Below are 16,408 nucleotides of genomic sequence, written 5' to 3'. Positions count from 1 at the left end.
TACTAAGAAATAAATGTTCGTATTTGTAGTGCTAACTTTTGGGTTCTGAAACATTTATTATAAATATATTTTTATCTTCAGGTAGGTTACTGATGAATAAAAAAAGATTGTTATTTAGTATTGTGGTAGTATCGCTAGTACTGATTCTTAGTCTTTCATTGTATGCTTTAAAAATTATCACCAATCATGTTTCTGATTATACTATATTAAAACCAGCAGATATATTTTCAAGTGAGGATGAATATATTGCATATATTCAATCATTGAATATACCTGGCATCACATTTACTGTTATACAAATTGAAAAAGGCGATAATTTTTGGAAAATTGCAAAAGAATATAATATTGATATTGATACCCTCATCGGTGCAAATCCCTTATGGGAAAGTATTGTTGCAAAAGTAGACCAAAAAATTGTTATCCCTTCACAAAAAGGTGTTATACATTTTGTAAATAATTTAAGTGAAATTAATGAACTGCACAAACTCTATGAAGTGGACATAAAAAATGTTCTTACTCCACCGCTTTTTCTCTACAGACTCCAATCATTAGTCTTAAAAAAAGATAAACCTATTGCAGTTTTTATAAAAGATGCAAGGCCAATTACTAATGTGATGACACCGCAACTGGCAAAGCAATTTGCATTGCGTGAAATGTTTCGCTCCCCATTAGGTGGAAGATTAACTTCGTTTTTTGGTGGAAGAGTTCATCCTATTTTCAGGCAATGGGGATTTCATAATGGGCTTGATATCGCAGCACCTTATGGTACTCCAGTTGGTGCTGCCCGTGCTGGAGTTGTTATTGGAGCAGGATGGATGGGAGGATATGGTAAAGCAGTAATTATACAGCATGACGAAGGTTTTAAAACGTTATACGGACATTTGTCTTCAATCCATGTAAGGCTAGGACAACATGTTAAAGCGGGACAGTTTCTTGGCAGGGTTGGTTCAACAGGATGGTCAACAGGTCCCCATCTTCATTTTACGTTATGGCAATATAATAAGCTTATAAACCCCATGAAGGTGCTATGGTAAAAATAGCATCATGTATGAAGATAAAATCAGAAAATATTTACAAAAGTCTTCTCTTTATTTAAATGAACTGAGTATTACTCAATTATCTCTTTATTTAAAACTACTTACTGAATATAATGCTTCACATGACCTTACTCGTATCAAAAACATTGATGAAATTATTTTAAAACATTTTATAGATTCATTATACATCACATCAATAATCCACATACCTTCACCTCTTCTTGACATTGGCACCGGTGCGGGTTTTCCCGGAATTCCTTTGGCGATAGCTCAACCAGAAAGCCATATCATATTAGCAGAGAGCAGGCACAAAAGAGTTGAATTTCTTTCTATAGTTAAAAATGAGCTTAATCTGGATAATGTTGAGATTTATTCTCACCTTGTGACAGAAAGATCCTTTTTTGAAGTTAATGGCGTAATAACACGTGCTGTAGAATCAATTAAAGAAACGATGCAGCGATGCAGTCACTTTTTAAAAAAAGAAAACCAGATTATTTTCATGAAAGGTCCATCAGTTGATGAAGAAATAATTGATAATGACGAACACTATAGGCTAATTTTAAATCAGCAGTATGTTTTACCTGATACATCCTATCAAAGACGATTAATAGTATATGAAAAATTAACTAATACAATCAAAAAGATATATTATATTTCAAAACAAGGAACGTCACAAGATGGAACTGCTATTACATCCAATGAAAATAAACGGTTTAAAGAATTTAAAAGAATAGCATCAGACCCAAAAAAATACAACAGCACATTTGTGCCAGGAAAAAAAATAATCCAAGAATTGATAATCTCAAAGCCTGAACTATGTAAATATTTAATTCTTTATGATGAATATATTGAATTAGATTCTAATTTTATGCAGTGTATTGCACAATTTGGTCCAGAAAGGACAATAATTCTTAAGAAATCCCTCTTTAATGAAATAGACATAACAGAAGCAAATCAACCAATGATGCTTGTACAGGTACCCCCAATCAACCAGTGGGAAGGAACCTGTCAGGAGCTATCGCTCATGTTACCATTTCAAGATCCTGTTAATATGGGAGCAGCAATAAGAAGTGCAGTGGCATTTGGAGTAAGACATATTATTGTTTGTCAGAATGCGGTGTATCCTTTTCATCCAAAATCTATAAGGGCTTCTGCAGGTGCAGTCTTCTATTGTATTATAGAAAAAGGACCTTCATTGGACATACTTAATTCCAAAGAAATCCCCTGCCCTTTAATAACTCTTGATATGAAAGGTGAAGATATTCATAATTTCAATTTTCCACAAAAGGCTGTACTATTGGCAGGAATAGAAGGTCCTGGATTGCCTGATATCAAAAAATCATTAAAAGTGCGTATTCCAATCAATACAGTGGAATCACTCAACGCTACTGTTGCTGTATCAATTGCACTGTATGAATGGCATAAACAGAAAAAGAAATAATTATTTCTTCAGTTTATCTCTCAATTTAAGGTACCATTTACCTGCTTTCATTGCAAAATCTTCTTTGGCATCTTCTTCAAGGCTAAGATCTGGTATCTGACCTGTTGGGCCATACATGCCTTCCATCATCTTTAAAATATTGTTTCTGACCATTTTACGCATGGGTATATGCGCTATCATCCCATACATTGCTGCACTTCCTTCATACGCTAAATGCGGATTTTTTTTGACATATTCAAATGCATTTTTTACATCGGTGATGAATTGTTGTGCCACTTTAGCATGTATAGGTGTTATCATTGCATGAAGGGCATCGGGACGTTGCAATCTGTCAACATGCCAGCCTTTTTTTTCAAGGATATCACCTATTGCAAATGTGTTTACATCAGGATCAACTGAACGATATGCAAATACACTCATATTTGGAGTACCTAAAATTTCCATCCCTTCTATTGATTGTATTCCCTGTTGGATTTTTTTTGTGGTTTGCATAATGACTTTTGCATTATGTAAGTAACCTTCCATGCCCTGTGCAACCATTGCAGCCCAGGCTGCAGCTATAGTACCCCCTGGGCGAGTACCAAGCAATGCTGGCGAAGCAAAAACACCACCACACCAGTCTTCATATATAAAGAATTGATGTCGCAGATAGTGAATGTTTTTGTAAATAATTACCGAAGCACCCTTTGCACTAAAACCATATTTATGTACATCTGCAGACATGGATGTAACACCTTCAAGACGAAAATCAAAAGGTGGAATTTCATAACCTAGCTTTTCAACAAACGGCAACAAAAAACCACCAAGGCAGGCATCCACATGAAGGGGGAGTTTTTTCTTAACAGCTATTTGGCTTAATGCATCAATTGGGTCAATTACTCCATAAGGATAACATGGTGCTGAACCAACAATAAGAATAGTATTTCGATTAATGAGTTTTTCAACAGCGTTTACATCTACTTTAAAATCTTTATCCAGTGGAGCATGTACAATTTTAACATCAAAATATTCTGCTCCTTTTTCAAAGGCAACATGTATACTTTCTGGAACAATCATCTCTGGTTTTTTAATCCATGGTCGTTGGGTGCGTGCCATGTCACGATATGTTTTTACTGCCAACAAGCAACTTTCAGTGCCTCCTGAAGTCATTGTGCCACAAGCTTCATTCCCTGCATTGAGTATATGTGCAGTCATTTTTACTACTTCATGTTCAAACCGCTTAAGGCTTTTAAACGCCATGGGATTGAGCCCATTTTCATCAAAATATAATTCAAATGCTTTTTGTAAAAATTTAGTATGATAGTCATCCCTATGATATACCAGGCTAAATGTTTTTCCTTTTTTCCAGTTGGCATCATCATCACCATACTGTCTCATAAGAGACAGCACTCTTGTATGTGGTAAACCTTTATCCGGTAACTTATTAAAAGTCATTTGCATCCTCCTAAATAAATATAAATTACATAGTGCTCATCAAATACCCCAGCGTAATTCCTAAATAGTTGCCAATTGCATAACCTATGACGCCTGTTGTAATACCCGAAAGCAGTATATATTTATTATGCAGCGCATCTGCTACTACCGGGACAAATGGTGGTGAACATATACCTGCAACTGATGTAATGATGTATGTATCAGTATCAATTGAGAATATTTTACAAAAAATACCGTGTAAAAGCAGGCTCCCAAAAATGGCAATGAATACATACATTAGCAGGTAAATATTAATATGAATTAGATTATCAATATTAACCATTGAACCAACTATTGTGCAAAATATATAAATTAGGTACATGCCAAGTTGAAATGACCTTTTAAGATTATGAACATATGAACTTAACGAAAAAAGAATAGCAATGGTAGTAAGAGCCAATATAACAATCATAGTCTGATAGTGTTGTGGGAATAACATTGATATTCCTATTGAAATAGCAACTACAGCTATCGATAATAATAATCCAAGTATGAGGTGTGGAAAATTTGATCTTGTAAAAATATCACCGTATAGTTTTATATCTTCATCTGTTTTTGCATTTTTTTCTTCTTCATTTATGACTGAAAAGGCTGGCAAAAATTTTAAAAATATTCTCTGTGCAATTGATACAAGGAAAATTATGTAGAGCATGGAAAAAACCGTATCATAAGTATGTACAATAACAAATGTTGTAGAATCAACCTGCAAAGCTTCTTTGATTGCAGCTAAATTTGGTGTACCACCGGTATATACACCAATAAGCATGCCAGCAATTTTCCATGCATCCGGTATAAAATGCTTCAAGGTAATATATCCAATAAATACTATTATTATAACGGCCACACTTCCAAGAGTAAATGACAGCAATGCTTTTCCTGCAAGAGAAAACCATGTTTTAATATTTATAGTAAAAAGTAGTAGTGGTATACCCAAAATAATAGCAATATTAGATCCTATTTCCTGAATAGCTTTTGCATTTGGGCTAATAAATCCTGAATTGCCCAAAATTATACCAGCAATGTAACATAAAAGTACGGGACCTATTTTGTTTATAAATGGGAATTTGTAGCAATAATATATAATTACCACAGGCATCAATATATAAAAACTAATTAATGCTACAGAACTTATTATATCCATAGAACCTCCTAAATTTCACTATGATGTAATATATTTCACTATAGTGTATTTTATTTCATTATAGTGATATTATGTCAATACAATTTTTATTTGACTTTGATTAGACAGTTATTAATAAATTGTTGAAATTACGTAATTATTATATTGAATGTGTGTTAACATACTTTTATAAGTGGTCGCAAAACACATTTGACAGTATTGAGCGCACTTTTATGTTACGATTGCACAGTCTAACAGAGAATAAGAATACCATGAAGAAAACAGAACGAATACAGTGGGAAAGAGAACAAAAGTTAATCAGGTTTATTGAAATAGCACAGGAAATATTTTTTCAGAAGGGTTATGACGCAACAACAATTGATGAAGTTGCATACCGTGCAGGGTATAATAAACGAACATTGTATCACTACTTTAAAGATAAAGAGGAGCTGTTTTTAGCAGTTGTTTTAAAAGGTTTGAAGTTATTCAATGAAAAATTGCAGGAAGCCTTTAATAATCCTATTGAGGGTCATACAATACTCTATAGTATTGGCAAAGCATTCTTTTCGTTTTTTCTTGAACATCCACAGTATTTTAATATGATAATGACATATGAAGCACGCAATTGCATATACTACCCTATTCAACATTACCAGGATATTGGATTCTATAAAAACGAATGCCAGAAGATAGCTGATAAGAATACTGAAATAATTTTGAATGCTATAGAAATTGGTATAAAAGAAGGAAGCATTAATACTACATTAACTCCCCGTCAGCTAATGGTTATTTTGTGGGGGCAGGTTTTTGGAATTACTCAAATAATAATGATTAGACAAACTTATTTTAAGGAAGCATTTGGGATTGATCATACTGAGCTCTTTGAACGATTCTTAGTACATACCGAAGAGTCTTTAAAAAATAAAATATAACAAAATTTATACAATTAAAAAAAGCCGCTTTGAAGGCGGCTTTTTTTAAGTGGTTTTAATTTGTATTATATCGCTCTAACGGAAACAGCTCGCGGACCTTTATCGCTGCTTTCGATCTCAAATTCAACCCTTTGTCCTTCTTTTAATGTCCTGAAACCGTTACCAATAATACCGGTATAATGTACAAATACATCACTACCGTCTTCTTTGGAAATGAATCCAAAACCTTTTTTTTCGTTGAACCACTTGATTGTACCTTTAGGCATGTGAAAAACTCCTTAAATAAATAAAATACGGCTAAAAGCCTTTCCAGTAAGATTTTTCTAAGTTTTATTTTTTTTAATTCCGGTAGGAAATTTTAAAAAAATAAAACATTATATGTAAACCTTACTGTTTGTAACATATATACTAATATTTCGCAATGTTGTCAACATTTTATTACAATTTATTTAATTTTTTATTAAGTATGAAAGGTAAATTTCTTTATATTTCTACAAGACGCATTTCTTTTAGTCTTCTGGCAAAGAATAGCGTTATAATAAGTCGCATAACTCCTGATACAATTAGTATTGTATAAATGCTATTACCCTTGGTGGAGGGCAAAATATTAATTAAATATCCACCCAACAAAGCTCCTGCACTGATCATGATACCATTAATCAGATTGAAATATGAAATATATCGAACACGCTTTGAACTCGCAGAGGCATCAAACATATAGTTAAAAGAACTAATCGTAAATCCCGACCATACAATTCCAGAAAATATTTGAACTATAAGCAGATAAACAATATTTGCATGAATAACCCATAAAACAGGAACTATCGCAATAAATGGTGAGGTGATAATCAAAACTTTTGCATTGCCAATTTTATCAGCAATAGTTCCCCAAGAATGCATTGTAAGGTACATAACCAAGGGTGCACATACCGTCACCACTGAATATTCCAGGTATGAAAATGATAAATGTTGCAGCATTAATACTGCAAAAAATGGTGCAGATAAATATACCGCAAAGTTCATAAGAGATACAAACGCAATAAACAGTATAAAATCATTATTTTTAATACTTTGAAATAGGTTTGGTGGGAAAATACTTCTTGATTCAATGGCAAACGGAGGTTCATGCATTTTTGTGAGATAGTAAAATGATATGAATCTGCTGATAGAAGCCACTAAAAAAATGACAACAAATGTATGCATAATATAATTTGCATCAGAAAATCGTAGTATGATACCAACTGCCAGTGACACGCATACCAATAATACCCCCAACACGCTGTTTCTAAACCCAAAATATTTGCCGCGTTTATGTTCGGGAATAAGGTCACTCATCAGGCTTGCCCATGCAGGGTTACCAATAGAACCAAAAACAGTATATAGTGTTACAATAATAATGAATAGTTCAATCTGATAATATGTGAGAAATGTAATACAATGATTTTGTGTAACAGTATCTATCGTATATAAAATATAAAAAACGAGAGCACATAATAGCAAGGTTGATGCCTGTAAAAAAACAAAAATGCAGAATACAGTTTTTCGAGATTTAAATAACTGAACAAGTTTATTTGAAAAAATCTGAAGTATTGAAGCCAAAATATTAGGAACAGCACTTAAAATGCCAACATGCACAACTGTACCCTTAATCAAAAGCAAAAAAGGTGTAAAATAATCCTGTACACAGCCAAACATGATGCTAGCAAATACGCCATCTAAAAATGACGCTTTTAACGTATGGCGCAATTTTGATTTTTTTACTTGTATTTTATTGTCATCTGTCATATATGGAAGCACAATTGAAATATATGCTACTATGCAATACTTTTTATGATTGTTAAAATAATTTTTTTATTATCTTTATGTTAAACTATGTACGATAGTAACCATAAAAAAAATACTATTACAGGATTAATCCAGTGAGAATTATTGCCATTTCAAACAACAAAGGTGGCGTTGGCAAAACAACTAGCACTGTAAACATTGCCGCTGCTTTGCACATTCTTGGAAAAAAAGTCCTGGTCATTGATATTGATCATCAGGCGCAATCGACATATCATTTTGGGTATAATCCCAATAACCTAACATATTCAATATATAATGTACTAAAAGGAGAAATAGCATATAAAGATGTTATTATTAACAGGGATGGTCTGCATATACTTCCATCTAAAAACGAACTTAAAGACATTGAGTTTATTCCACTACCAGCCAAAGAATTTCTTTTAAAAGAAGCACTAGAAGGAATATCTGGATACGACTTTATCTTAATAGATTGCCCCCCATCATTGGGGATACTAACGTTAAACGCATTAACTTTTGCAAGAGAGATTCTTGTTCCTCTTCAAGTCCAGTTTTTGCCATTCCATGGAATGTACAACTTGTTTGAAGCTGTACAAATGGTTAAACGAAGGCTTAACAAAGATGTAGAAATTACCGGCATAATTGGAACAATGTTCAATCCAAAAAAGCAGATCAACATTGAAGTAATTGAAGAAACCAAAAAACGTTTACCCGGAAAACTTTTTGAAACACTAATACGCGAAAATGTCTTACTACAGGAAGCACCAAGCTGGGGTAAAACCATTTTTGAATACAAGCCTAACAGCAATGGTGCTATCGATTACATGAATCTTACAAACGAAATTTTAGAAAAAGATATAAATTAAAGTTTTGAGTTGTCTATCACACTTTTGGCCTGCCTTTCCAATATCTGTACAGCTGCAATCAACATTGCAAATCGTTTATCTTTGGTTTGCCCATGATAATACCTGTAATATATTTGCTGAGCAATTACAGCTAAACGGAATAATCCAAAGCAAAAATAATAATCAAAATCACTCATGTCAATTCCGCTCTTCTCTTGATAACGCTGTACAAGTTCTTTTCGTGTAAGCGCACCATCAAGGTGTGTAGGCATTAGTCGAATCAACTGGACTTCCTGTGGATCATCTTTTTCAACCCAGTATGCTAACGAATTGCCCAAATCCATAACTGGGTCGCCTATTGTTGCCATTTCCCAATCCAGAACACCAATAATTTTTTTTGGATTATTACTATCAAGAACTACATTATCAAATTTATAGTCATTATGAATAACAGCTGCACGCGTAGGTGTTTTTGGCATTTTTTCCTTTAGCCACTGTATAACTTCTGTATATAACGGAGCATCCGGGGTAAGAGCATCATTATATCGCGCAATCCAGCCATTGACCTGTCTTTCAATATAGCCTTCTGGCTTGCCAAAATTTTCCAGACCAATTTCTTTGTAATTAAGTGAATGCAACTGACACTGAATATCAAGCAACTGCTGGCATAAGTATCTAAATTCTTCGGGAGTGAACGATAACCCTTGTGGAAGTTCTTTCCGCAATATGATACCTTTTATACGTTCCATAACATAAAATTTTGCACCAATTACTGATTCATCATCACAGTACACAAGTGGTGTTGGACAATAAGGAAAAACTGGCTTTAATGCTTTCAAAATAGAATACTCGCGATGCATGTCATGTGCTGTTTTTGCCTTTTTACCAAATGGAGGCCTGCGTAATACCATTTCTTTATTGCCTACTTTAATAAAATAAGTAAGATTTGAAAATCCACTGGGAAATTGCTTAATTTCGATTGGGCCTTTTATATCAGGAATATTTTTAATAAGATAATCATGAATTATATGTTCATCAATTTTTTCACCTTCTCGTATATCAGTGGGCGTATCAATATAATTATTCATGATATATATCCTCCAAAAAAAATTTAATTTTTTATATAATTATATATAATCGAAAAACACTCCTGAGCATATTCATCAGGAGTTACATCCCTTTTACGATATTTCCATCGTTTGAGATACCAGTCCTGCAACATAGCTTTGCTTATGGAAGCTATCAGAGATGTGTTAATTTCTTGGCTGAACTCATTATGTTCCATACCTGATTCAATAATATCTTTAACAATAGATTCTGTTATTAATTCTGCTTCAATTGTTTTGTTATATTCAGTTCCTGTGAAGTAACGCGTTTCCATATATGAAAAATAAAACCAGTCTTTCAATACCTCGCTTATAAAAATGTGTGCTCGTATGAAATTTTGCAATTTTTCTTTTGCAGTTACTGAATTAAGTAATGATTCAGATAATACCTTTTCAACTGATGAGCGACCATACTGCTGAATGATATGCAACAATTCATCTTTTGATGGAAAATATGCATATAATGCACCAATACTTAAGGATGATGCTGCTGATAATTCGCGCATGCTCATGGCAGCATATCCTTTTTTATTGCTTATAGCAATTGCGGTGTGAATAATTCTTTTTAAATTATCAACTGATTGTGGTGTTTTTTTTACTCTTATAAGCTGTCTGTTGTCATCATACAGTTTACTTGCAATATCATCAAGAATAAACCGGATGCTTTTTTTAAAATTGTTATAGTTTTCAAGTTCAACTGTATGATTTTTATCTAACTTCTCTGCCTTCATAACCTGATAAAATCCTTTTTGCAACAACTGTCTTATGAACCTCATCGGCACCGTCATAGATCCGTGCAGCTCGTTCATGACGGTAAAAGAATGCTAAAATAGTGTCATCGGTCATTCCAAGTCCACCATGTACTTGCAATGCTCTATCTATTACTTTTTGCATAACATTTGCTACATAGAATTTTATCAGTGAAACATCTATTCGAGCTTCTTTCTGTCCTAAATGTTCAATCTTCCATGCAGCATGTAATGTCATCAGGCGAGCAGCTTGTATTTCAGCAGCACATTCAGCTACCCATTCCTGAATGATCTGCCTGGTTGCTAGTGTTTTCCCATCAGGAGAAATGATGCGCTTGTTGGCGCGGGCACACATCAAATCAAAAGCTCGTTTACAAATACCAAGCCATCGCATACAGTGATGGATTCTTCCAGGTCCCAAACGTTCCTGAGCTATTACAAACCCCTGCCCTTCTGGGCCAAGTAAATTCTTAATAGGCACTCTACAATTTTGTAACAGTATTTCGCCATGACTGAAGTAGTCACTTCCTTCATGACCCATTACAGGTATATTGCGGACAAGATTAAAACCAGGCGTATCAGTAGGAACTATAATCATACTTGCCCTAAGGTATGTAGGTGCATCAGGATTTGTAACAGCCATAACAATTGAAAATTTTGAACCATCCGCTGCAGTTGAATACCACTTGTGGCCATTTATAACATAATAATCACCATCCTTTACTGCAGTAGTATCTAACAATACTGGATTAGATCCAGGAAGATCAACTTCAGTCATTGAAAAACAACTTCGTATTTCGCCCCTAATGAGTGGAAAGAGATACTTTTCACGCTGCTCGTCGTTTGCATATTTTATTAAAATTTCTATGTTGCCGGCATCTGGTGCTTGGCACCCAAATACATAGTGACCCAGCGGTGTTCTTCCTAATGATTCAGAAACTAGTCCATGCTCAACTAGATTAAGACCCATTCCTCCATATTCCTTTGGAACCTGAGGAGCCCATAACTCCATCTTTTTTACCATTTTCCTTTTTTCTTCAAGAACAGGAAGCATTGTTTTGATATCATTACGCGCAAATTCAGGTTCAAGAGGTATAAGCTCTTTCTCTACAAATTCATCGACAAGTTCTAAAATGGCTTTCATTTTATCAGATATTTCAAAATCCATAAAACCCTCCTTAAATATTGTTTTACCTGTATGTCTTCAGCGATGGATCATTAGCTATTTCTATATGTGGAAAATAATTGAATGATGCAAGAATTAACTCCTTTTCATTATATCGCAAATGAGTCATTGAAGTGTTAACAATCTGCCATGTTAAGCGCATTGTTGTTTCATCGTCAAAGCCCAACACCATCTGAACAATAGCGCCAATAATACCCCCTGATGAAACAATAATAATATTTTTGCCTCTACCGTTTTCCTGGATTATTTCATTTATAATGGATTTAACTCTTTGTTTTACATCTGCAAAAGTCTCTATACCTTCATAATTTTCTTTAGATTGTACCCAAAACCGCATGACTCTTTCAAATACCCTCTGGAATGCCTTTTTATCAGTATAAATTTGTTTTATTTCTTCTTCTAATGAGGGCTCATCATTTAATAAAACAGGAAATATTGTTTTTATAATATGTATAGAGTCATACTCATTTAACCGCATATCACATTTTGGATTGGGCAGCTGTACATTGTTTTGGTTAAAATATTTGATGATAGTTTCTACGGTCTGTTGCTGTCGTTTTAATGTTCCGCAATATATTGCATCTATATGTTTATTTTTATAGCGATAGTTATAAAGATATTCAGCCAAAAGCTGTGATTGATAATATCCTTTTTGGGACAGATTGTCATAGTCACCCTGCCCAAAAGAACCTTGACCATGGCGAATAACCAGTATCTCACTCATGCTAAAATCCTGTTTATAGTGTATTTAAATAATTCAGCCAAACAATATATTTGTCACAATAATTACGCCAGTAAAAAAGTCAAGAAAAATCTAACGAACGTTCGTTATTTTTTTATTGATTTTTTTTACATCTTTATTTAAATGGATACTATAGTAGTACTGAGTAAAACGTATTTGGAAGATATATTCATAAAACAATTTTGGTAAATTACTATAAAAGTACTAATAGGTTTCATTTTAAGGTATTTACAATGGGAAATAAATATAAAATACTTGTATGCATAAAGCAGGTACCTGATACCAATGCAATTTTACGGTTAGAAAATGGCATACCTGTTTATGATGAAAAAACTGTATATGTAATAAATCGTTATGATGAATATGCACTTGAAGAGGCGCTACAATTAAAAGATCATGGTTTAGCTTTGTGTATTCATACAATTTCTATTGGTCCCCAACGAATTCAAAAAGCATTACGTCGCTCTTTGGAAATGGGAGCTGATGAAGCTTTTCATATTATTGTCCCAGAGGATATTACACATACTCCTGCAATTGTTTCACAGGCAATAGTACAATTTGCACAACAAAACTATGACATAATATTTACAGGAGTAATGTCAGAAGATGCAATGAATCAGCAGACCGGGCAGCTAATTGCAGCACTGTTACACTACAATTACGCAACTGGGGTAACTGAGCTATCGCCTCATAATAATGTGATAAAAATAACCCGTGAATTGAATACTATGGAATCAATGCGCTACGAATTGCAGCTCCCCTGTGTTATTGCAGTACAATCCAGTCTTCATAAACCACGATATCCCTCATTATCTAACGTTTTACGTGCCCGAAAACAGGAAATTAATATTATCACACTTGATCAAATCACACCAAACGTTACACTAAACTGTTATTTTAGTATGCCACATAAAATAACACAGTGCCATTTCATAGAAGGCAATACCACAAAGAAGGTGACTGAATTATATACTATCTTACATAAAAATGCTGTATTGTGAGGTATCATGAGCGTTGTAGTCATTGCAGATATTAAAAACAAAAAAATCAACCCGGCTACAGCAGAAATTATTTCCGCAGCAAAAAGTATTGCTGCAACAAGCAATATACCTGTATATATAATTGTTCCATTTGGTAATGTATGGGGAGATAGTTACTGTGCAAGTGAGTTTGAAACATATATAATAGATATGGATATTGAAGAATACAGTGCTCATACACTGGTTAAATACATTGCAACAGTAATTAAAAAATTGAATGGACAATTTATCATTGGTCTTCATACACCTTTTACGATCGATTTTTTACCGGCACTTTCATTTAAATTGAATGCACAGTGTTATACGCAAATCCATTCTATAAGTGTTGATAACAATATTTTGCTAACAAGAGGTAACTATTCTGGTAAATTGAATCAAAATATTATAGTAAATTCAACTCCAGTTGTATTTAGTGTTCTGCCTGGCAGTTTTGAACCATATATTAATTCAGAAACACCAAAAAAAGACTTTATTTCTATACACATTTCTGACAAAGACAAACTTCATAAATGCGATTTCATTACACAGGATAGCAAAGATACATCAATGGATGATGCAGAGGTAATCATAGGTGCAGGAAAAGGTGTGGGCTCAAAGGAAAATTTAAGTTTACTCTATGAGTTTGCAAAAATTTTTCCACACAGCGCAGTTGGTGGCTCACGTATAGTATGTGATTTAGGTTGGCTACCTTATAGCAAACAGATAGGTATAACAGGAAAAAGTATTACGCCAAAGGTATATATTGCATGTGCAATTTCAGGATCTTCACAACATACAGCTGGTATCAAAGGGGCCAAGACGGTCATAGCTATAAATAAAGATCCATATGCACCAATTTTTAATGTTTCCCATTATGGAATTGTAGCCGATATATTTGAATTTATTCCAAAATTTATTGATTATGTAAAAAATAATACATAAATTCTCCATAAAATTAAAAATTAAATTCATAATACATCTTTGGGTCACAGAAGAAGATTTTATATACAAAAACATTTAATAAAATGTTGATTATTGATAAGCCATGTTATATATTGTTACTTTAAGATATTTTAATATCTTCATTGACTATCACCGGTAAAATGCAAAACACCGCAGTACAATTTTTCCATCTCATTAAAGATAAAAGAAAAAAATAATATCTAAAATCTTTAATAGAGATGGGCTATTATACTATGAATTTTTAAGTTGTTGCAGGAGTAACATTTATGAAGGGAAAAATAATCACAGCACTGTTTTTCACATTTGTTGCCGTTACTTCAATAATTTTATTTATTTTTGCAGTGTTAATAAGAATTTTCACCTACCCATTTGACAAGAGATTACGTTTGCTTCATCAATTGACATGCTTCTGGGGTTCACTATACACCTATATAATGCCACCATGGAAGATAACAGTAGAAGGAAGAAATAAAATACGAAAAAATGTCCCATATGTATTTGTTTCAAATCATCAATCCCAACTGGATATACTTGTAGCATTCAGACTGTACACTCATTATAAGTGGGTATCAAAGGCTGAAATTTTTAAGGTGCCTGTAATTGGATGGAATATGTTTTTAAATAGATATGTAAGATTGTTCCGGGGCATTAAAGAAAGCAGCATGCAGATGATGCAGGATTGTGAAATGCATTTGAAGGAAGGAAGCCCGGTTTTTATCTTCCCAGAAGGTACTAGATCACCTGATGGACATCTCAAGGAATTTAAACTGGGAGCATTTATTTTAGCCAAAAAAATGAATGTCCCTATTATGCCAATTATCATTGAAGGCACACGATTTGCTTTACCTAAGTACAGTATTGATTATCATGGTAAGCACCCAATCACTTTACGGGTATTGGATGAAATAACAACCGAAACCTTTAAAAATATGACTGTTGAAGAATTGGCCAAATATACATGGAACTATATGAATAATGAATTGAGCAAATTGAGAATACAAATGTACGGTTATGATAATGTAAAAAATAATAATGGTAAAAGATCTTGAAAAAATTGTATAGAATAATTATCTTTGTTAACAGATATATTTTTCAATCTCTATATACTATATAAAGAGGTTTGCTGTAATGTCAGAAATTGATGATTTTTCTTTTGATGATGATCTTTTTAAATTAGATGACGAAATAGATGACAAAAAATCAAAAGCTCCTACTACCCACAGATTGTTGGATGAAGACATAGAAGATATCAGAACTGTGAAAGAAAGCACTGAGATATCCCGTAAGCGTTCATCCAGAGATTTTCAGCCTGATATGGATGCGCTTCTTATAACTGCGCAGTCATCTATGATTATAGAAGGAATGAAAAAATACAGTGAAAGAGATTTTTCGGCTGCAAATCTTCCAATATATTTAGAAGCGTTAAATGGCGTAAATCTTTATATAAAAATATTAGACAGAAATCCAAAGAATTACCATAAACTCAAAGCAGTTATTAATGCCGATCCTGATTGCCAGGAAGTTGAAAAAATTGCATTTAACCTTTATAAAAAAATGTTTGGAACCGAACCCGAAACAGATCAGGAAAAATTAGTGGCATTTGAAAAGTTTTCGGCGTTATTCAAAGATGCAGTGAATCGTGCAACTATTGCTACTTCAATGAAGGAAATAAAGAAATACTTTCTACTATCAGGTGGATTGGATGAAATTAAAGTAACGCAATTGGTAGCCCAGAACGATGAGGAATTACGAAAAGACATATCAAATCTGCAGCGCTACATTGCAATGGGTTTGGCATATATAGAAAAAGGCAATATTGAAATTATCAAAGGTTTAAAAGGCAGGGACTTAAATAACTTTGTTGTACGGGGTTCCCAATTGCTTGCATATTATTTTAAATTAATTCATAATGAACGGCTTGCAGATTACTATGCTAGGATAAATTCAATTTATAGTAAATACTTTGTAATAAAAGAATAAGCTTAACCACTA

At 33.4% G+C, this 16,408-nt stretch carries 16 protein-coding genes; 8 read left to right on the top strand and 8 right to left on the bottom strand.

The genetic code is table 11. The features are described 5' to 3' along the window. Window positions 1-92 precede the first annotated feature (92 nt). Together N3F66_01040 and rsmG are read left to right on the top strand one after the other, a co-directional pair. Window positions 93-1,034, top strand: coding sequence for a M23 family metallopeptidase (locus tag N3F66_01040; protein ID MCX8122733.1), 942 nt, complete (start codon window positions 93-95; stop codon window positions 1,032-1,034). Between the two features lie 10 nt (window positions 1,035-1,044). Then, window positions 1,045-2,478 carry a 16S rRNA (guanine(527)-N(7))-methyltransferase RsmG gene (gene rsmG, locus N3F66_01035; protein MCX8122732.1) on the top strand — a complete coding sequence of 478 codons (1,434 nt, stop codon included), beginning with the start codon at window positions 1,045-1,047 and terminating at the stop codon, window positions 2,476-2,478. On the opposite strand, the gene N3F66_01030 is transcribed toward rsmG, so the two are convergent. Further along, the gene (locus N3F66_01030; GenBank protein MCX8122731.1) at window positions 2,479-3,912 is read right to left on the bottom strand and encodes an aspartate aminotransferase family protein; all 1,434 of its coding nucleotides are present in this window, start codon (window positions 3,910-3,912) and stop codon (window positions 2,479-2,481) included. Between the two features lie 25 nt (window positions 3,913-3,937). After that, on the bottom strand, window positions 3,938-5,092 hold the full coding sequence (locus tag N3F66_01025) for a DUF819 family protein (protein ID MCX8122730.1): 1,155 nt from the start codon (window positions 5,090-5,092) through the stop codon (window positions 3,938-3,940). A gap of 251 nt (window positions 5,093-5,343) precedes the next feature. Here N3F66_01025 and N3F66_01020 point away from each other — a divergent pair, with 251 nt between their 5' ends. Further along, window positions 5,344-6,003 (top strand): TetR/AcrR family transcriptional regulator, encoded by a 660-nt coding sequence (locus N3F66_01020; GenBank protein MCX8122729.1) that lies wholly within the window; start codon window positions 5,344-5,346, stop codon window positions 6,001-6,003. Between the two features lie 65 nt (window positions 6,004-6,068). Here N3F66_01020 and N3F66_01015 read toward each other — a convergent pair whose 3' ends face one another. After that, on the bottom strand, window positions 6,069-6,269 hold the full coding sequence (locus N3F66_01015) for a cold-shock protein (protein ID MCX8122728.1): 201 nt from the start codon (window positions 6,267-6,269) through the stop codon (window positions 6,069-6,071). A 217-nt stretch (window positions 6,270-6,486) separates the two neighbouring features. Then, window positions 6,487-7,788: an MFS transporter gene (locus N3F66_01010; protein MCX8122727.1), complete on the bottom strand. Its 1,302-nt coding sequence runs from the start codon at window positions 7,786-7,788 to the stop codon at window positions 6,487-6,489. A gap of 134 nt (window positions 7,789-7,922) precedes the next feature. Here N3F66_01010 and N3F66_01005 point away from each other — a divergent pair, with 134 nt between their 5' ends. Beyond that, window positions 7,923-8,672 carry a ParA family protein gene (locus tag N3F66_01005; GenBank protein ID MCX8122726.1) on the top strand — a complete coding sequence of 250 codons (750 nt, stop codon included), beginning with the start codon at window positions 7,923-7,925 and terminating at the stop codon, window positions 8,670-8,672. Here N3F66_01005 and N3F66_01000 read toward each other — a convergent pair. Genes N3F66_01000 through N3F66_00985 form a run of 4 tightly spaced genes read right to left on the bottom strand, consistent with a single transcriptional unit; the run spans window position 8,669 to window position 12,416 of the window. Further along, on the bottom strand, window positions 8,669-9,739 hold the full coding sequence (locus N3F66_01000) for a phosphotransferase family protein (GenBank protein MCX8122725.1): 1,071 nt from the start codon (window positions 9,737-9,739) through the stop codon (window positions 8,669-8,671). The two genes, N3F66_01005 and N3F66_01000, sit on opposite strands and share 4 nt — an antisense overlap. 23 nt (window positions 9,740-9,762) lie before the next feature. Continuing rightward, on the bottom strand, window positions 9,763-10,488 hold the full coding sequence (locus N3F66_00995) for a TetR/AcrR family transcriptional regulator (protein ID MCX8122724.1): 726 nt from the start codon (window positions 10,486-10,488) through the stop codon (window positions 9,763-9,765). Continuing rightward, complete coding sequence (locus N3F66_00990) at window positions 10,466-11,674, bottom strand: acyl-CoA dehydrogenase family protein (protein ID MCX8122723.1); 1,209 nt, start codon at window positions 11,672-11,674, stop codon at window positions 10,466-10,468. The genes N3F66_00995 and N3F66_00990 overlap by 23 nt, the downstream gene beginning before the upstream one ends. 22 nt (window positions 11,675-11,696) lie before the next feature. Beyond that, window positions 11,697-12,416: a histidine phosphatase family protein gene (locus tag N3F66_00985; GenBank protein ID MCX8122722.1), complete on the bottom strand. Its 720-nt coding sequence runs from the start codon at window positions 12,414-12,416 to the stop codon at window positions 11,697-11,699. A 251-nt stretch (window positions 12,417-12,667) separates the two neighbouring features. Between N3F66_00985 and N3F66_00980 the strand changes: the two genes are divergently transcribed. The 4 genes from N3F66_00980 (at window position 12,668) to N3F66_00965 (ending at window position 16,396) form a co-directional block, all read left to right on the top strand. Further along, window positions 12,668-13,435, top strand: coding sequence for an electron transfer flavoprotein subunit beta/FixA family protein (locus N3F66_00980; GenBank protein ID MCX8122721.1), 768 nt, complete (start codon window positions 12,668-12,670; stop codon window positions 13,433-13,435). Window positions 13,436-13,441: 6 nt separating this feature from the next. Next, complete coding sequence (locus N3F66_00975; protein MCX8122720.1) at window positions 13,442-14,395, top strand: electron transfer flavoprotein subunit alpha/FixB family protein; 954 nt, start codon at window positions 13,442-13,444, stop codon at window positions 14,393-14,395. Between the two features lie 287 nt (window positions 14,396-14,682). Next, window positions 14,683-15,465, top strand: a complete 783-nt coding sequence (locus tag N3F66_00970; GenBank protein MCX8122719.1) for a 1-acyl-sn-glycerol-3-phosphate acyltransferase — start codon at window positions 14,683-14,685, stop codon at window positions 15,463-15,465. A gap of 79 nt (window positions 15,466-15,544) precedes the next feature. Beyond that, the gene (locus tag N3F66_00965) at window positions 15,545-16,396 is read left to right on the top strand and encodes a hypothetical protein (GenBank protein MCX8122718.1); all 852 of its coding nucleotides are present in this window, start codon (window positions 15,545-15,547) and stop codon (window positions 16,394-16,396) included. The last annotated feature ends 12 nt before the right edge of the window (window positions 16,397-16,408 follow it).

It is taken from the genome of Spirochaetota bacterium (assembly GCA_026414805.1).
In the GTDB taxonomy this organism is placed as follows: domain Bacteria; phylum Spirochaetota; class UBA4802; order UBA4802; family UB4802; genus UBA4802.
Note: the sequence above shows the minus strand (reverse complement) of the source record. Positions and strands in the feature narration are given on the sequence as shown.